The organism is Haliea sp. E17 (assembly GCF_048323675.1).
Classification (GTDB): domain Bacteria; phylum Pseudomonadota; class Gammaproteobacteria; order Pseudomonadales; family Halieaceae; genus Mangrovimicrobium.
Genome location: NZ_JBLWFK010000002.1, coordinates 986,253 through 1,004,602 on the forward strand (window position 1 = coordinate 986,253; position 18,350 = coordinate 1,004,602).

The window sequence follows — 18,350 nt, forward strand, 5'->3', positions numbered from 1 at the left end:
TTCACCCACCGGTGGCAAGCACGACTGGTTCATGCCCGGGCAACCAGACCCCAACGACCGGAATCACAGTGATAGAGAACCCGCCATGGCCCCTCGCCTGCCCAATCTCTGGGATGATAACCACGCCGCCCACCTCGACGCGCCGCAACTGCTGCAGTACCGGTCCAACCTGCTGGGTGCGGATTTGCGCATCACCAACTACGGCGGCGGCAACACATCCGCCAAGTTGCGGCAACCGGACCCGCTGACCGGCGAATCCCGGGAAGTACTGTGGGTGAAAGGCTCCGGCGGCGACCTGGGCTCGATCGGGCTTGATGGCTTCGCCACCCTCTACATGGACAAGCTGCGCCAACTGAAGCCCCTCTACCGTGGCCTGGCGCACGAAGACGAAATGGTGGCCTACCTGCCCCATTGCACCTTCAACCTCAACAGCCGGGCCGCCAGCATCGACACGCCCCTGCACGCCTACATCCCGCACGCGCACGTCGACCATATGCACCCGGATGCGGTGATCGCCATCGCCTGCACCAGCAACAGCAAGGCGCTCACGGCAGAGATATTCGGCGGCGAGCTGGGCTGGTTACCCTGGCAGCGCCCGGGCTACGACCTGGGACTGAAGCTTGAAGCCCTGTGCCTGGAACAACCCGACATCAAGGGTATCGTCCTCGAAGGACACGGTCTGTTCACTTGGGGCGAATCTGCGAAGGGCTGCTACCTGAACACGCTGGCGGTGATCCAGAGAGCCGCGGACTGGCTGCAACAACACAACCGAAAGCCCGCCTTTGGCGGACCTGCACGCAGTACCGTCCTGGACCAAACCGGGCGCGCCCGGGTAGCCGCCCACCTGATGCCCCTCATCCGCGGCCAGATCAGCGCCACCCAGCGCCAGGTCGGCCACTTCGACCAGAGCGCTGTCGTGATGGAATTCGTCAATGCACGGGACCTGGACCTATTGGCAGCGCTGGGTACATCCTGCCCGGACCATTTCCTGCGCACCAAGATCCGTCCACTGGTACTGGACTTCGATCCCGAAACCGATGACCTGGATGCCGAACTTGCGCGCTGCGCCGGGCGCCTGAAACCACAACTGGAGGATTACCGCGCACAGTACGCAGCCTACTATGAGCGCTGCAAACATCCCGACAGTCCCGCCATGCGCGACGCCAACCCGGTGGTCTACTTAGTGCCCGGTGTGGGCATGATCACGTTCGCCAGGGACAAGGCGACGGCGCGCATCGCCGGAGAGTTTTACACCAATGCGATCAACGTCATGCGCGAAGCCAACGGGGTCGACGAGTACGTGGGGCTGCCGGAGCAGGAGGCCTTCGACATCGAGTACTGGCAGCTGGAAGAAGCGAAGCTGCAGCGCATGCCCAGGCCAAAGTCACTGGCTGGAAGAGTCGCGTTCATCACCGGCGGCGCCGGTGGCATCGGTCGCGCCACCGCCGAGCGCCTGCTGCGGGAGGGCGCCTGCGTGATGCTGGCGGATATCGATGCCCAGGCACTGGAGACTGCGGGCAGCGAACTGGCTGAAAAGTACTCCAGCGACGTGATCGGTAAAGTCGTCTGCGACGTCACCGACGAGTCCGCCGTAGCGGCGGCCGCAGCCGCGACGTCCCTGAACTTCGGCGGGCTGGATATACTGGTATCCAATGCCGGCCTGGCCAGCGCCGCCCCGCTGGACGAAACATCCCTGGAACTCTGGAACAAAAACATGGGCGTACTCGCCACCGGCTATTTTCTCGTCAGCCGCGAGATGTTCAGGCTGATGAAGGCCCAGGACACCGGTGGCGCAGTGGTATTCGTCGCCAGCAAGAACGGCCTCGTGGCCTCGCCCAACGCCTCCGCCTATTGCACTGCCAAGGCCGCCGAAATCCAACTCGCCAGGGCGGTGGCGCTGGAGGGCGCACCACTGGGTATCCGGTGCAACGTGGTTAATCCGGACGCTGTGTTGCGCGGCTCACGCATCTGGTCCGGCAAGTGGCGGGAGGAACGCGCCGCAGCCTACAACATGCAGGAGGACGAACTGGAAGCGCACTACCGCGAACGCAGTTTGCTAAAACGCAATGTCTTCCCCGAGGATATCGCCGAGGCAGTGTACTTCCTCGCCGCGGACGTATCCGCCAAATCCACGGGTAACATTTTGAACGTGGATGCCGGGCATGCGCCGTCATTCACGCGCTAGGCGCCACATATCAAAAGCTATAACGATTTATTTTGCAGGTAACCGCCATGGCCGAACAGATCAGAATCAGTGACGAACAAGTCGCCGAGAACAACCAGCTGCACCTTCCCGGGCTGGAAGAAGACTACGCCGCGCTGGGCCGGACGCTGGCCCGGCAATCGATCGACATCGGGGAGATCACCGAACGCGCAAGGGCCTTCGAAATCGCCGTCCCCTCCTGGGGTGTGGGCACCGGGGGCACGCGTTTTGCCCGCTTCCCGGGTATCGGTGAGCCGCGCAACGTGTATGAAAAACTGCAGGACTGCGCGGTGATCCAGCAGCTGTCCCGCTGCACGCCGCGGGTATCGCCGCACTTCCCCTGGGACCGGGTGGACGACTTCACCGAACTGCGCGAGTACGCCGACGCGCTGGGCCTGGGCTGGGACTCCATCAACTCCAACACCTTCCAGGACCAGCCCGGGCAATCGCTCTCCTACAAGTTCGGCAGCCTCACCCATACGGATGCTGCAACCCGCGAGCAGGCAGTAAAGCACAACATCCAGTGCATCGAATGGGGCAGGCAGTTAGGCTCCGACTGCCTGACCGTATGGGTTGGCGACGGCGCCAATCACCCCGGCCAACAGCACTTCCAGCGCGCCTTCGAGCGCTACCTGGACAGTGGCCGCGCCATCTACGCTGCGCTGCCCGACGACTGGGAAATGCACATCGAGCACAAGATGTTCGAGCCGGCGTTCTACGCCACGGTCATCCAGGACTGGGGCAGCAACCTGCTCGCAGCCATGGAACTGGGCGAGAAAGCGAAGAGCCTAGTCGACCTTGGGCACCACGCGCCCAATACCAATATCGAGATGATCGTCTCGCGACTGATCCAGTTCAGGAAGCTCGGCGGGTTTCATTTCAACGACAGCAAGTACGGCGACGACGACCTCGACAGCGGGTCAATCCACCCCTATCAGCAGTTCCTGATCTTCAACGAGCTGGTCGACGCCCAGCATCGCCGGCAGGCCGGTTTCGGCCCGCGCTACCTGCTGGACCAGTCGCACAACGTCACCGACCCGGTGGAGAGCCTGGTCAATTCGGCCCTGGAGGTGCAGCGCTCCTACGTCAAGGCACTGCTGGTGAATCGTGAAGCCCTGGACCACCACCAGGAAAACAACGACGCCATCATGGCCAGCAACACCCTGAAGGCCGCGTTCAATACCGACGTGTCACCGATTCTGGCCATGGCGCGTTACCAGCAGCAGGGCGCCATCGATCCGATAGGCAGCTATCGCGCCGCTGGTTACCGCGCACGGGTAGCCAAATTGCGGCCGGCGAGCGGGCATAGCGGCAGCGGGATCGTATGAACCTGCCGCCGTCCGATTCCTCCACCGGTAAAATTCAGTCATAATCGATCGCCAGTGAGCGGATGCAGGCGAATGCCAACGTAAGGGATACAGGTGCTGGAGAAACAGCGACACCAGATGATTCTGGAAATTCTCGAAGAGCAGCAGTTTGCGAGCGTCAAATCACTCACCGAGCAACTGCACAGCTCTGAAGCGACCATCCGGCGCGATATCAGCAAGCTGGCGGAGCTGCAGCAACTGCGCAGGATTCGCGGCGGTGCCGAGGTGCTGGAATCCGGCGACCGCGAAGCACAACGCCCGAGCCTGAACAGTTCCGCCTTCCTGCTGGACCGGGAAAAGCACACCGCGACCAAGCGCGCCATCGCCGAACGCGCGGTGAGCCTGTGCGAGGAAGGCGACTCCATCATCATCAACGGTGGCAGTTCCACCTACATGATGGGCGAGTTTCTCAATCGCCGGCATCTCAAGATCCTCACCAACTCTTTCGTACTGGCGCAGGAGCTGGTCGCCAACAGCCACAACCAGGTCACCCTGCCGGGGGGCGAAATTTACCCGCGCCAGGGTATCGTTCTCAGCGCCTTCGACAATGACACCATCCAGTATTACCACGCCGGGAAGATGTTCATGGGTACCCCGGGTATCGGCGAATTCGGGGTCATGGAATCGGATCCCCTTCTGATCCGTTCCGAGCAGAAGCTGCAACGGCAATCCGATGAGCTGGTTATTCTGGCCGACAGTTCCAAACTGGGACGGCGCAGCAACCTGATCTTCACCCCCCTGGAAAACGTGGACGTACTGATCACGGATTCGCGTGCGCCGGAAAAAATGATCGCCCTTTTAGAGGGTGCGGGAATAGAAGTACTTATCGTCGAGTACGTTGAGTCCGACTGAAGCGACTGTAAGCAAAGGCATAAAGTTGACATGGCATGTAAACGATTGCATACTTTTTTGCAGATGACCTGCCAAATTATTGATGGCGGGCCCGTCGATAATAATTCCACGCGACAGCCATACTCACACTGTGCGCGGCACCCATGGACAACAGGCGAGCCAGCCTGACCGGAATCAATCATCAATTCGTAGCTACCCCATCGCGCCGGGAGTTCCCTATGCAAAGACGTGACCTGTTGAAATTTTCCGTAAGCCTGCTCGGAGCCGCGGCCGGCACATCGGTTTCCCGTGCACTGGCCGCTGGCGCTGACCTGCACCAGGGCACGGCAACCGCCGCTTTCAGTGCCGACCAGCGCAAGGCTGTAGAACTGCTCTCGGAAATGATTATCCCCACCACGGATACCCCCGGCGCCATCGCCGCGGGAGTACCCGATTTCATCACCAGCATCGTCGGCGACTGGTACAAGCCCAACGAGCGAGAAATATTCATGCAGGGGCTGGTCAGCCTGGATGGGTATTGCAGGGAGCACGGGGGGAAGCCTTTCAGCGAGTCCGCCGAGTCTACCCGTATCGACGCACTCAAGGCCGAGGAAGCTGCAGCCAAGGATTACGCCAGCCCCCAGCAGATGCGCATGAAAGTTCCCAAGGAAGACGAAAACGCGCCGTTTTTCAAGCGCCTGAAGGAACTCGTCGTGCTCGGCTACTACACCTCCGAGGTGGGCGCCACCGAGGAACTGAAATACCTCCCCATGCCGGGGTATTTCGACGGCAGCTACGACTTCAACAAGGTCGGCCGTGAATTTACCCACTGAAGCCTGACCGCAGACGCGAGAACATAATCATGCAAGAGACAACCCCGCAATTTGACGTCATCGTCATCGGATCCGGCGTCACTGGTGGCTGGGCCGCCAAGGAACTCACCGAGAAGGGCCTCAAGGTACTCATGCTGGACCGCGGCCGTATGATCGAACACGGCAAAGACTACACCGGCGAGCACATCGCGCCCTGGAAAATCCCCTACCGCGGCAAACCGCTGCGCGAACTGTACGAGAAGGATTATTCCGTTCAGAGTACGCTGTACGCGTTCAATGAACCCACCCGCCATTACTTCAACAACGACAGGGAAAACCCCTATGTCGAGGATCCGGAGCAGTTTCTCTGGTACCGGGCCGATGTGGTGGGCGGAAAATCCCTGCTCTGGGGGCGGCAAAGCTACCGCTACAGCGACCTCGATTTCGAGGCCAACCAGCGGGATGGCCACGGTATCGACTGGCCGATCCGCTACAAGGATATCGCCCCCTGGTACAGCTATGTTGAGCGGTTCGTCGGCATCAGCGGACAGGCCGAAGGCCTGCCCCAACTGCCGGACAGCGAGTTCCAGAAACCGATGGAAATGACTGCCCTCGAGAAACAAGTAAAGGGTAAGATCGCGGAAAACTACGACGATCGGATCATGACCATTGGCCGGGTTGCCGTCCTCACCGAACCGAAGGAAGGGCGCGCCCCCTGTCATTATTGCGGCCCCTGCGAGCGCGGCTGCTCCGTCGGCGCCTATTTCTCTACCCAGAGTTCCACCCTTCCCGCGGCGCGCAAGACCAACAACCTGACACTGAAGCCCGACAGCGTGGTAGCGGGGATCGATTACGACCCGGGTACCCGGCGCGCAACCGGTGTGCGGGTCATCGACGCCAATACGAGGGAAAAGTCCACCTACACCGCGAAAATGATCTTCTTGTGTGGCGGTACCGTGGCGAGCACCCAGATCATGCTCAACTCCCGCTCGGAGGCATTCCCGAATGGCCTGGCCAACTCCAGCGGTGTTTTAGGCCACTACCTGATGGACCACACCCTCGGTACGGCAGCCATGGGTTTCTTCCAGGGGCTGGAGGACAAGGTCACCTACGGCTGGCGTCCCAACGGTATCTACATACCCCGTTTCCGCAATGTCGGCGACCAGAATGAAGGTGTCGAGTTCCTGCGGGGCTACGGCTTCCAGGGTGGCTCGATGCGTTTTGGCTGGCAGGCGCAGGCCGGCCAGGTACCTGGATTCGGCGCGGAGTTCAAGCATGCACTGCGCAAGCCCGGCCCCTGGATGATGTACCTCAGCGGGTTTGGCGAGTGTCTGCCCTACCGCGACAACCGGATTACGCTGGACGGAAAAAAAACCGATCGCTTCGGTATTCCGCAAGTGCGCTTCGACTTCAAGTTCCGCGAGAACGAGGAGAAGATGCGCGAGGACATCGCCGCCCAGGGCGAGGAGATGCTTAAAAAGGCCGGCGCGGTGTACACCATGAGTTTCATCAACAACTCCGTCGGAGGGGAAGCCATCCACGAGATGGGTACCGCACGCATGGGCAACGACCCAAAGGAGTCGGTACTCAACCGCTGGAGCCAGTCACACGACGTACCCAACCTCTTCGTTACCGACGGCTCGGGCATGACTTCATCCTCCTGTGTAAACCCCTCGCTGACCTATATGGCGCTCACCGCCCGCGCGGCGGATTACGCGGTCACGCAACTTGGGGAAGGCGCGATCTGATTCGGGATTCCCGCCAACCCAGCCTGAAAGAACATTGATGACTTCTTCGAGCAGCCAGATACAGGACGACAAATGAAAAAGTGGCTACTGAGAATTTTGATGATCGTGCTCGCCCTCGCGGTATTGGTGGCGGCCTACGCGTACTACCAGATGCGCTCTCGAGGGTTCTGGCGGCTGCCCTCCTACGAAACCGTGCCACCGGAAATCCCACCGCTGGAAGGTAAGCCGGCGGTACTGGTGTTTTCCAAGACCGGCTCGTTTATTCACAAGGAAGCGATTCCCGCGGCGGAGGCCATGTTCCGCAAACTCGCGAAGAAAAACGGCTGGGCCCTGTTCATCACCGAGAACGGCGCCGTTTACAATCCACAGGACCTGGCCAAATTCGACGTGATCGTCTGGAATAACTCCACCGGGGACCTGCTCAATCAACAACAGCAGCAGGCTATGGTCGACTACCTGGAAAACGGCGGGGGCTGGGTTGGCATCCATGGCGCGGGCGACACTTCGTCCAGCTGGAAGTGGCAGAATGACGTGTTGATCGGGGCGCATTTCATCGGCCACCCAATGGATCCGCAATTCCAGGAGGCGCGGGTGGTGATCGAAGCGCAAGACGATCCGGTGATGAACCACCTCGGCAGCGAATGGTACCGCACCGACGAGTGGTACTCCTACGACGAGACCCCGCGCAAGCACGGTAAAACCATTCTCGCGACACTGGACGAGTCCACCTACTCCCCACTGTTCTTCGGCAAGGATGTCAGGATGGGCAAGGACCACCCCATCGTCTGGAAACAATGCATCGGCAGCGGACGCGCGCTGTATTCCGCCATGGGCCATACGGCGGAAAGCTACTCTGAACCGGGGCACGTCGAGATGCTCGAACAGGCCGTCCTGTGGGCTGCCGACCGGCAGAACGGAGGCTGCCCGGAACACTGACACCACTAACCCGAGGCCAGGCGACTGCAAGACCCCCGCGGCGTTCTGCAATATAATCCGCTGCTTGCCAACAGGAATACACCATGGTCTCTATCAAGGAAGTCGCCGAAATCGCCGGGGTTTCGGTCGCAACGGTCTCGAGGACGCTTTCCAGACCTGAAAAAGTCGCAGAATCCACCCGGGAAAAAGTGATGGCCGCAGTGGAACGCTGCGGCTATGTCACCAACGTGATGGCGAGCAATTTCCGCCGACGCAAGAGCCAGACGATCGTCGTGCTGGTGCCGGATATAGCGAACCTGTTCTATTCCAGTATCGTCCAGGAGATCGAGTTCGTGGCCCGCAAGCACGGGTACCAGATTCTCCTCGGGGAAACCCAGCAGGACCCGGAGATCGAGAGCGCCTACAGCGCTCTCGTGTCGCAACGGATGGCCGATGGGATCATTAGCCTCGGAATGAATATTCCATTCAGGGTTGATCCACGCCGCAAGTCCGCCGACCAGAAATGGCCACCGCTGGTCATGGTCGGTGAATATACCGGGAAAATCCCCCTGCCGAAGGTAGGGATCGACAATGTCCAGGCAGCCGCCGATGCGACCCGGCATCTCATCGACCTCGGTCACAGCCACATTGCATTTCTCGGCGGGCCAAAAGACTTCAGTCTGTGCAAGGAACGCCTGAAGGGTTTTCGACGTGAAATGCGCAGGGCCGGGCTGAGCGCGCCCTCCAGCCATATCCAGTACGGCGAGTTCAAGCTGGCGTCAGGCTACAGCGAGGCGAAAAGCGTGCTCCAGTGCAGCCCTCGGCCCACGGCACTTTTTTGCGCCAATGACGAGATCGCCATGGGCGCGATGAAGGCCCTGAGGGAAGCCGGACTGCGTGTGCCACGGGATATCTCGATCATCGGTTTTGATGACCTGGATATCGCCGGTTACTGCGCTACCCCACTCACCACCATCCTGCAGCCCCGACGGAAAATGGGCGGCAGTGCCATGGAACTGATGCTTGGACTGCTGGGCGGAGACACATCGGTCAACACGTCCATTACCCTGCCACACCAGCTAATCATCCGCGAGTCGACCGCTGCACCCAGGTAACTCCCGGCCCTGACATCCGTGCAGTGCGACACTCGCTTGCAGCAACCCCGAGCCGTTGCTAATCTTTGCAATCGTTTACATACACAACTAAAAAGATAAATGATATGTCTCCAGTAAATGAGTCACCCGCGCTGGGCGTGGGCGCGTTCCGCCGCGTATTGCAGTGGTCCCGACTAGCGTTTGCAGGCTGCCTCCTCACCTCGACACTGGCAGTGCAGGCCCAGCCCGCGACTTGTCCCGATGCGGTTCCAGATCCCCTGCCCCATGCGGAAGCCGCTATACCGCTGACAGAGAGTACCGGGCCAGCCAGCGAACTCTGGGAATGCATGGGAAGCAACCTCGTCGCCCGCAATGTCACGAATCCCACACTGACACCGGTTCTGCCCACACGCGGCGAAGAAACAGGAACAGCTGTCATTGTCGCGCCCGGCGGTGGCTTCGAGATGCTCTCCATGACCGAGGAGGGTTTTGCTGTTGCCGAGTGGCTCGCCAGCCGCGGGATCGCGGCCTTCGTACTCAAGTACAGGCTGAACCAGACCCCGGTAGCAGTCGAGGAGTGGCGCCGCTCCAGCGCCGAGAAGATGAAGGAGCTTGGTGAGGGGAAAGGCGATGCTCCACGCATACCCACACCGGTACAAGCCGTCGCCGACCTCGAGGCCGCGATTAGACTTGTACGGACACAGGCCGACACCTGGCACGTGGATCCCGCCCGCGTCGGCATACTCGGGTTCTCTGCCGGAGCGATGCTGGCCATCGACGCAGGCGACCAGGAGGACGCCGGTATACGACCGGACTTTATCGCCCCGATCTACCCACCGCTGTGGAGCCGTGACATCCCCGAATACGCGCCACCCACTTTTTTGGCCATCACCCTCGACGACAGGCTGTTCACTTCAGGTGGCAGGCCGCTGGATTACCTCAACGACCTGCAGGCCGCCGATCGGCCATTTGAGGCACACCTCTACCAGAGTGGCGGCCACGGGTTTGGCATGGAGGGCAACGGCGCCGCCTCGGCGCTCTGGGCAGACGAGTTCTACGCCTGGATGGAGGACCGCTCCCTGCTGGTTGCGGGTTCGGGATTCAATGTGAGCGCTACCCCAATCTCCGAGTTACTCGAAGACTCCCGCGCCCGGGCTGTCATGGATAAATTCCTACCCGGCTTCACGGAGAACCCGCAGACCCGCATGGCCGGTTCGATCAGCCTGCAAAAATTGCAGACTTACGCGCCCAATATGATCAATGAATCGAGCTTGCGGGATATCCAGGCAGAACTGGAAAAGCTGTAGATAGCTGATACGCGACCGTTCCCGTTACACATCTGTCGGGTGCACCGGCGCACCCGGCTCCCCGACCAGTTCCGGCCGGTATCCGCCCTTGCGGCGGTCGAACAGCCAGATCAGCCCGAATACCGGCAACAGCAACAGCGGCACAAATGCGACTGCCTGGAAGGATTCTATCGAGGCGTAACGAACCACCTCCTGCATCGCTTCTGGCGATAACGAGGCAAGATTGGCCGCACCGCCAGCGGCTTCCGCCCTGGCGTTATCAAAGATCGCCCCCATCTGCGGCAGGACAAACTGGATGGACATACCACCGGCGAAACCCATCAGCCCCATTGCCATGGCACCACCGCGGGGAAACCGTTCGGAGACGTTTGCCAGCATGGTGGGCCACATATAACACACGCCGATGCCCCACACGGTAGCCGCGGCAAATGCCAGCAGCGGGGAATCAGCGAGGCTGAGCAGGTACAGGCCCGCGCCGGCCGCCAGGCAGGAGACGAACATCAGCCCGATGGGGGAAATACGCGCCGCGATGGGGCCAGCGAAATGCCGCATCACGAACATGAGCGCGCTGACATAGACCAGCAGCAGGATGCCCTGCATGCCGACGATATTGGAAAGCGCGATGTTCACCCACTGGCCGGGCGCCAGCTCCGCCGCGGCGGTGAGGAACATGCAGGCCCAGAACACCCAGAACATGGGCCGCTTCAGCAACTCGCTGATCATCCCGCCATAACTCACACCCGCGGCAACACGCTCGGTTACCGGGAAAGCGGACCTGGCCACCATCCACGCAAGAACCAGCGACGGCAGCAGCAGCACGAACATATTCAACTTCCAGGAGAGCCCGACTGCCGAGATGCTTACCCCCAGCAAGCCGCCGACAACGATACCCGCGGGCCACCAGGCGTGCAGGATATTCAGGCGGTGGGTTTTTTCCTCGGGATAGAGCGAGGCGACCATGGGGTTGGATGCCGCTTCCACCGCACCCCAGCCCAGGCCGGTGAGCAACAGGCTCACCAGTACCACGTGAGGCACCGTATCGGTAACAGGCATGAATGCGGCGGCCAGCAGGCCCAGCGATCCCAGCACGTAGCCCAGCGCCGACAGCAACAGCATCCGCTTCATACCCACGAGATCCACCAGGGCGCTGCCAAACAACAGCGTCAGGGCAAATCCCGTAAAAGTGGCCCCGAGCGCTTCGCCGACCATGGCTGCGGAATTGGCAAGGTCGAGTTTGTCGTAGATCTCGTGCTGCAGGTCCGGTGCAATGTTCGCGCGCACCGCGAAGCCGAGACCAATCATGAAAATGGAGAGATTACCGATGTGATAGAGACGACGGCGGTCGATGTTATCAGCAGGCATGGTATGGACTCCGGTATTATCGTTATGCGATCCAGCTCAATTCAATAAGGCTTTCAGGAACCTGCAACCGTCGCTTGCCAGCGCGTCCTGGCTTTCGGCCAGTGGCCGCCAGATCGCCGCCGCATCGGCGATTTCCTCGCAGGCCGGGGTGAAAGACTCGATAATGCAATCCCCGCGATACCCGATATCGCGCAGTCCGCGCGCTACCGCATCCCAATGTACCTGTCCCTTTCCGGGCGTACCGCGATCGCTCTCGCTGCTGTCGACATAGACCAGGTCCTCGCCGGCCAGCACTATCGCTTCGTATACGTCCTTTTCCTCGATGTGCATGTGGAATGTATCCAGGTGAATGCGCACCGAGTCCAGGCCGACATCGCGGATCAACCGCTTCGCCTGCTCCGCCGTATTCACCAGGTCGGTCTCGAAGCGGTTGAGCGGCTCGATCGCCATGGTGACGCCATGGTCCGCTGCCATCCTGCCCGCCTCTGCCAGCCCTGCCACGGCCAACGCCCATTCCCGCTCGCGCTGAGCCTGGGGAATTTTCCGGCGTTTCCCCACCGCTGAATACGCGGGGCCCACCAGTGTGGTCACCCCCAGCTGCTCGCAGATCTGCAGGGTTTTGCGTATGTAATCCAGGCTCTCCTTGCGGTATACAGGATTTTCGTGGGTCAGGTCCCGCGTTGGCCCATAGGCCCCGGATACATACAGGCGCATCGGGTGCTCCTCGATCGCGCGACGCATCGCATCCACATCAATCAGTGCGGGATTCTCCACGGGCATGGTGAAGGCGTCGAAACCCATCGCGGCGGCACGACCCACCAGATGCACAGACTGTGCGTCGAAGGGTGAGGTCCAGACCCAGGCATTGACCCCCACGCCAATTGCCCGACCAGCGTCGTTCACCATGTCACTCCTTCTCCTCTGAGCCCGACTGTGCTCCCGCACTCGCGGCCACCACGGGGCAATCGCCCCGCTCGCCCGAGGCCCACAGAATCGCCTGGTATAGCATCTCTTTGTAATGCGGGTCGGCGTAGGTTTCCGGCCGGTGGCCAATCGCCGAGTAGAACGACCTGCCCTTACCCGGGCAGTGTGCCCATGCAATGGGGTGATCCCCCATGCGCAGATCCCTGCCGTGGAAGTCTCCCGGTGCGTAAGTCGATTCGTCGAGCGTGGCGATAATCGTCGCGCCTGTTTCCCTGGGGTTGGGCGCGAAGGAATACCACTCATCGTTCATGGTGAAACCGGCGGGCATACCGTCGCCGATACCGGTGGCATTTTTATGGATGTTGACCACAGCATCCTGGAAATGCGGATCCCGCGTATGGCCGATGAACCGGGCACCAATCAGTTCATCCGCATACCAGTCCCACAGGTAGTTCGGGTCGCCACCGGAACCGTGAATACCCAGGTAGCCGCCACCATTGATAATGTAATCGATGAATGCCTGCCGTTGGCCCAGGGTGAGCACGTCGCCGGAGATATTGTTCCAGACCACCAGGTCGAACTGCTTCAGCAAATCCGGTGTCATGACGGCCCCGTTCTCCGTCTGTACCAGCGCCCAGCCGTGTTCGTCGGCCATCGACTTGAGCACGGCAGACGCGGCTTCCACAGACGGCCCGTCGCGATAGCCGGTGATCTTTTCGAACAGGAGAATCGCGGGTTTACCCTGCGGAACCTGCAAATCGGGCGGGACTGAATCATAGCGCGCGCAGCGCGCGACACGGTCCGCTTCGGTTACCGGCAGTTGTGCGAGCTCCCTGTCGATAGTGGGCAATACATCATGGGACAGGCCAGCGAGCCCTGCCAGGCCCCTGAGATCGATGATTGCGCTGAACGACGGCGGCTTGCTACTGATGAAATCCCCGGGTGTTTTATCCAGGGCACCGTTCATGTGGCGATTGACGATAGCCACCGCCTGGGGATTCAGGAGAATATCCATCACAGGTGTTTCGATGGAGTATGGCTGGTCGCGGAGCGGGCAGTCGGTCATTGTCGGTGAATCCGCCATCACCGCGCCTGGAAACGTGGCAAGGCTGAGCGATACGAGGAAAGGTGCCATGGATGTTGCTGCGATTTTTTTATAGTCCATATCTCTACCTGCTTCAGGAAAGTGGTAATTGGATTCGAGTGGGTAGTCATGGCCATCACATCACGCTTTCGATCACTACCCTGCGTCGAGGCCAAGAATACGGCGATTGGCCGCCTCGTCCGGTCCAGCCCCTGCAAAATCGTCAAAGGCCTTGTCGGTCTTGCGAATCATGTGGCGATTAATAAATTCCACGCCCTCGCTTGCGCCATCCTCGGGATGTTTCAGGCAGCACTCCCACTCCAGGACTGCCCACCCGTCATAGTCGTACCTGGCGAACTGGCTGAAGACCGCCCGGAAGTCGACCTGACCGTCGCCCAGGGACCGGAATCGACCCGGCCTGTCCTGCCAGTCCTGGTAACCGCCGTAGACACCGCTACGACCGCTGGTGTTGAACTCGGCATCCTTCACGTGAAACATCTTTATGCGCTCGTGGTAGAAATCAATGAACTGGACGTAGTCCAGCTGCTGGAGCACGAAATGGCTGGGATCGTAGAGAATGCTGCAGCGTGGATGCCCGCCTGTTGCGTCGAGAAACCGCTCGAAGGTCACGCCATCGTGCAGGTCTTCGCCGGGATGGATCTCGTAGCACAGGTCGACGCCTGCGTCGTCAAAGGCATCCAGGATCGGTATCCAGCGCTTAGCCAGTTCCGCGAAGCCGGCCTCGACCAGGCCAGGGGGACGCTGGGGCCATGGATACGCCATGTGCCAGAGCAGGGCGCCGGAGAAAGTGGCGTGTGCCTTGAGGCCGAGATTCTCACTGGCCCTGGCTGCCAGCATGAGCTGCTCGACCGCCCACTGTTGCCGACCCTGTGGATTGCGCCGCAGCCCGGCAGGCGCGAAAGCGTCGAACAGGTCATCGTACGCGGGGTGTGCCGCGACCAGTTGCCCCTGCAAGTGGGTCGAGAGTTCGGTGATTTCCACGCCATTGCCGGCACATATGCCCTTGAGTTCATCGCAGTAATCGCGGCTTTGCGCGGCCGTCTCCAGGTCTATGAGACCGGATTCCCAAGTAGGAACCTGGACACCCCTGTAGCCGAGATCACCGGCCCAGCGGCTGATGTTGTCCAGCGTGTCAAAGGGAGCTTCCGCGCCAGCGAACTGGGCAAGGAATATCGCCGGCCCTTTCATCTGCGCCATAAATTGCGCTCCTGCGGTATCAATATCCTGGAAAACTGTGCCATTTCTGCTCGCTGTCGCTGGCGGCTACCGCCAGCTCGATAAAGGCCATACCCCGTACCGCATCCTCGATGCCGGGACAATCGGCGGACCTGTCATCGGGTGCGACCCCATCTTCGCGTGCCCGAACCTGTCCGGCGAAGGCCACGTAGATATTCGCGAACGCCTCGAGGTAACCCTCCGGATGCCCGCCGGGAGTGCGTGTATTGGACAGGGTTAGCGCGCTGAGGTACGGCGCTGCCGTGCGCAGCATTTCCGTTGGGCGATCGCTCCATCGCAGCCACAGGGTATTGGGTTCATGCTGCTGCCAGTCCAGCCCGCCCTTGTCACCGTAGACCCGCAGCCGAATAGCATTTTCCTCCCCGGTGCTGATCTGGCTCGCCATCAGCACACCTTTCGCGCCATTATCGAAGCGCAATAACATGGAGCCGTCGTCATCCAGCTTGCGCCCCGGCACGAAAGCAGTGAGATCGGCACACAGGCTACTGATTTTCAGACCCGTGACATACTCGGCGAGATTGGCCGCGTGCACACCGATATCGCCCATGCAGCAGCTGATGCCGGCTTGTGCGGGATCCAGACGCCAGGCCGCCTGCTTGTTATCGCCATCCTCCTCTGCTCGGGCCAGCCAGCCCTGGGGATACTCGACGACAACCTTGCGTACATTGCCCAGCTGCCCCGCTGCGATCCGCAGTCGCGCTTCCTTCACCATCGGGTAACCGGTGTAGGTGTAGGTGAGGCCGTAGAGCAATCCGGTCGAATTGACGATTTCGCGCAAACGCAGGGCTTCCTGCAGGGAGAGAGTTGCCGGCTTGTCGGAAAGCACGTGAAAACCGGCCCGCAGCGCGGCTTCTGCCACCGGAAAGTGCAAATGATTTGGGGTAACGATGGCGACAAAGTGCATTCGCTCGCCGGCGGGCAGCCGGGCCTCGGCCTGCATCATCTCGCGGTAATCGCTGTAAACCCGCCCGGGAGGCAGGTGCAACCCGGCGCCTGAGCGGCGGGACTTTTCCGCGTCGCTGCTGAAGGCGCCGCAAACCAGCTTGATCTGTCCGTCGAGACTTGCGGCAATGCGGTGAATGGCACCGATAAAGGCGCCCTCGCCTCCCCCGACCATTCCCATTCTTATTTCCGTCATACCTGCATGCTCCACTTGCCTGATGTGGTCCTCCCGTACAGCCTGGCACCCGGATTGCCGAGCCCACGGACCGGCCGGCACCCGGCAATCTCTCATATATACCCTGTAGATGCAATCGTTTACATACGGCACGCGAAACAATATTTGCGACCGTAGCGTGTGCTTTCATCGCGTCAAATCACGCTGACTGGATAAGTCCGATATATACGATACGACGGCTGCTGCTCATAGCCGAATGAACACTCACCAAACTGGCCGGACAGGCAGCCCTTGAATTCACCTTGGTGTGCGGGCGCATATCGGTAATGCCGCAATCGGTGTACGGTTGCGGCTTTTTGGGATGCGGGCGGCTACCAGCGCTCGCCTTCAGCATTGGCGACAAAGGGTCGCTCATAGGAGGGATCCTTGCCATCCCATCGTGCTTTGAGGAAGCCCTTCACCGCGTCGGCATGGACCCACTCGGCGCTGCCGTCGATCGTCATCTCGATAGTGCACTTGCGAGTATGCATGCGCCACTCGCCGTTGCGCCTTTCCAGCCTGTCGAGGTACCGGCCACAGGCCAGGGTGGTTTTGCCCCCGTCCTTCCAGAACAGGCCGCCAATCACATAGGACTCGCAGTGAGCCGTATCGCCGTCGATTTCACACAAGTGATTGGTGATGTTGTGGCTGGTCATCCTGAAACCACCGCGATGACCGGCGTTGGCCCGCTCCGCGTAATTCGGTACGGCGGTGATGATCGAACCGTGCTCGTCGATACCGTCTTCCCACCAGCAGCTATTGATTTGCGCGACATCTTGCCTGTCCCGGGCGCGGCTCTCGCGCTGGATACAATCGAGAATGTCCTGGCGGTCCTGAAGCCTCTGCACCTGTTCGCGCAGTTGTTTCAGTTCCTGTTCAATGCTCATTGTGTATTCCTCAGCGAATGATCCGGTCGTATTGCTCGAAGGGCCAGACGCCATGCAGTTCGCGGTAGGACACCGGCTGGCGGCCGCCCTCGTCCCTGATGCCGTATTTCGCAGCCATTTCAGCACCGATCAGCGCCTTGCCGCTGAGCGCCATGCGTTCGGGGTCCTCGTGGATTGCCCAGATGACGTGGCCGGTGAACTCGGGGGTTTCCATATTCTCGCGCAGGGCGTTGAAGCGCTCCGGGTCGACTTCCGCCAGCACCTGCACTCGTTCGGTGAGCACCGTACCCATCCAGATAGAGACTGTCGCCACATCGAATTCGCGGAAGTCCACCGCCATATCGGCGGCGAATTTATCAAGGCCCGCCTTGTGGACGCCGTAGACCGGGCCGAACACATAGTGGGTGGCCCCGGAGGCAGAGGTAAACGCGACAAGGCTGCCAGCGGTGTTTTTCAACAGCGGCGCGGCGTAGTAGCAAGCCGTGTAGGTACCGTAGATTCCGACATCCAGCATGTTGATCTGATCGAGTCGTTTCTCCCAGAAGGGCGCCGGGGTCATCATCTCATCGTGAACGGCAAAGGCGTTATTGACCAGGATATCCAGCCGCCCCTGCTCGTCTTCTACCTGTTTGAACAGCGCCATGATCTGCTCCGGGTCAGCGTGGTCCACACGCACGGGGATACCCTGCCCGCCAGCAGCAGTGACGGCGTCAGCAGTTTCATAAATGGTCCCGGGCAAGGGTGCGTCACCCGCTTTTTCGGAACGCCCTGTCACATACACGGTACAGCCATGGCTGCCGAGGGCGATGGCGATACCGCGCCCGGCGCCGCGACTGGCGCCGGTGACTACGGCCACCGGTTTGTCGTTACTCATAGTACTTGTCCTTTTCGTATTGTCTGCAAAGCCGGTGACCGCTCGCTGCGAACGTTTAGCTGTCCTGCTTCACGCACCAGGCAACAATCTTGTTTCCGGTCGGGTCGCGAAGGTAGGCGGCGTAGCTGCCGGAAATGGCGGGGCGTGAGCCAGGCGCACCTTCGTCGGTACCGCCCGCGGCTAAGCCTGCGGCATGAAATGCGTCCACCGCTGCGGGGTCGGGCGCCGCAAAGCCGACGGTGCCGCCGTTGGCATAGGTGGCCGGCTCACCGTTCAGGGGCCGGGTAATCATGAGGATGCCGGTCTGGGCGTAGTACACGAGGCGCGAGCCATCGGGGGTTTCTGACCCGGCGGCGTGCCCCAGCGGGGCGAGTGCGGCGTCGTAGAATTTTCGGGTGGCGGGAATGTCATCGCTTCCCAGCACGATATGACTGAACATGGTGTATACCCTCCTGTTATTGGTATCGAGGCCTTTCGAATCGGTGATGTCGAGAATAACACGGTTCAGTCGGGAGTTGCTAACAGTGCG

The 18,350-nt window shown here is 60.7% G+C and carries 16 protein-coding genes; 8 read left to right on the plus strand and 8 right to left on the minus strand.

Annotated elements, in window-relative coordinates; genetic code table 11:
- Positions 1-85: 85 nt before the first annotated feature.
- From ACNKU3_RS07480 to ACNKU3_RS07515, 8 genes are all read left to right on the plus strand, one after another.
- Positions 86-2,185 carry a bifunctional rhamnulose-1-phosphate aldolase/short-chain dehydrogenase gene (locus tag ACNKU3_RS07480; protein WP_418258796.1) on the plus strand — a complete coding sequence of 700 codons (2,100 nt, stop codon included), beginning with the start codon at positions 86-88 and terminating at the stop codon, positions 2,183-2,185.
- 47 nt (positions 2,186-2,232) lie between these two features.
- On the plus strand, positions 2,233-3,531 hold the full coding sequence (rhaI, locus tag ACNKU3_RS07485; protein ID WP_418258797.1) for an L-rhamnose catabolism isomerase: 1,299 nt from the start codon (positions 2,233-2,235) through the stop codon (positions 3,529-3,531).
- A 117-nt stretch (positions 3,532-3,648) separates the two neighbouring features.
- A complete protein-coding gene (locus tag ACNKU3_RS07490; RefSeq protein ID WP_418258798.1) occupies positions 3,649-4,422 on the plus strand; it encodes a DeoR/GlpR family DNA-binding transcription regulator in 774 nt (257 codons plus the stop codon).
- A 218-nt stretch (positions 4,423-4,640) separates the two neighbouring features.
- The gene (locus ACNKU3_RS07495; protein ID WP_418258799.1) at positions 4,641-5,234 is read left to right on the plus strand and encodes a gluconate 2-dehydrogenase subunit 3 family protein; all 594 of its coding nucleotides are present in this window, start codon (positions 4,641-4,643) and stop codon (positions 5,232-5,234) included.
- 29 nt (positions 5,235-5,263) lie between these two features.
- The gene (locus ACNKU3_RS07500; RefSeq protein ID WP_418258800.1) at positions 5,264-6,961 is read left to right on the plus strand and encodes an FAD-dependent oxidoreductase; all 1,698 of its coding nucleotides are present in this window, start codon (positions 5,264-5,266) and stop codon (positions 6,959-6,961) included.
- 72 nt (positions 6,962-7,033) lie between these two features.
- Entirely contained in the window at positions 7,034-7,897 is an 864-nt protein-coding gene (locus ACNKU3_RS07505) for a ThuA domain-containing protein (RefSeq protein ID WP_418258801.1), read from the plus strand.
- A gap of 83 nt (positions 7,898-7,980) precedes the next feature.
- Positions 7,981-8,991, plus strand: a complete 1,011-nt coding sequence (locus ACNKU3_RS07510; RefSeq protein WP_418258802.1) for a LacI family DNA-binding transcriptional regulator — start codon at positions 7,981-7,983, stop codon at positions 8,989-8,991.
- Positions 8,992-9,317: 326 nt separating this feature from the next.
- Positions 9,318-10,277 (plus strand): alpha/beta hydrolase, encoded by a 960-nt coding sequence (locus ACNKU3_RS07515; RefSeq protein WP_418258803.1) that lies wholly within the window; start codon positions 9,318-9,320, stop codon positions 10,275-10,277.
- A gap of 24 nt (positions 10,278-10,301) precedes the next feature.
- Here the strand turns inward: ACNKU3_RS07515 and ACNKU3_RS07520 are convergent, their stop codons facing one another.
- The 8 genes from ACNKU3_RS07520 to ACNKU3_RS07555 form a co-directional block, all read right to left on the minus strand.
- Complete coding sequence (locus tag ACNKU3_RS07520; RefSeq protein WP_418258804.1) at positions 10,302-11,639, minus strand: MFS transporter; 1,338 nt, start codon at positions 11,637-11,639, stop codon at positions 10,302-10,304.
- 36 nt (positions 11,640-11,675) lie between these two features.
- The gene (locus ACNKU3_RS07525) at positions 11,676-12,545 is read right to left on the minus strand and encodes a sugar phosphate isomerase/epimerase family protein (protein ID WP_418258805.1); all 870 of its coding nucleotides are present in this window, start codon (positions 12,543-12,545) and stop codon (positions 11,676-11,678) included.
- Between the two features lies 1 nt (position 12,546).
- Positions 12,547-13,728 carry a ThuA domain-containing protein gene (locus tag ACNKU3_RS07530; protein WP_418258806.1) on the minus strand — a complete coding sequence of 394 codons (1,182 nt, stop codon included), beginning with the start codon at positions 13,726-13,728 and terminating at the stop codon, positions 12,547-12,549.
- Between the two features lie 75 nt (positions 13,729-13,803).
- The gene (locus ACNKU3_RS07535) at positions 13,804-14,865 is read right to left on the minus strand and encodes a sugar phosphate isomerase/epimerase family protein (RefSeq protein WP_418258807.1); all 1,062 of its coding nucleotides are present in this window, start codon (positions 14,863-14,865) and stop codon (positions 13,804-13,806) included.
- A 19-nt stretch (positions 14,866-14,884) separates the two neighbouring features.
- A complete protein-coding gene (locus tag ACNKU3_RS07540) occupies positions 14,885-16,042 on the minus strand; it encodes a Gfo/Idh/MocA family protein (protein WP_418258808.1) in 1,158 nt (385 codons plus the stop codon).
- Between the two features lie 350 nt (positions 16,043-16,392).
- Positions 16,393-16,947, minus strand: a complete 555-nt coding sequence (locus ACNKU3_RS07545; protein ID WP_418258809.1) for a nuclear transport factor 2 family protein — start codon at positions 16,945-16,947, stop codon at positions 16,393-16,395.
- Positions 16,948-16,957: 10 nt separating this feature from the next.
- Positions 16,958-17,821, minus strand: a complete 864-nt coding sequence (locus ACNKU3_RS07550; RefSeq protein ID WP_418258810.1) for an SDR family NAD(P)-dependent oxidoreductase — start codon at positions 17,819-17,821, stop codon at positions 16,958-16,960.
- Positions 17,822-17,876: 55 nt separating this feature from the next.
- Entirely contained in the window at positions 17,877-18,260 is a 384-nt protein-coding gene (locus tag ACNKU3_RS07555; protein ID WP_418258811.1) for a VOC family protein, read from the minus strand.
- Between the last annotated feature and the right edge of the window lie 90 nt (positions 18,261-18,350).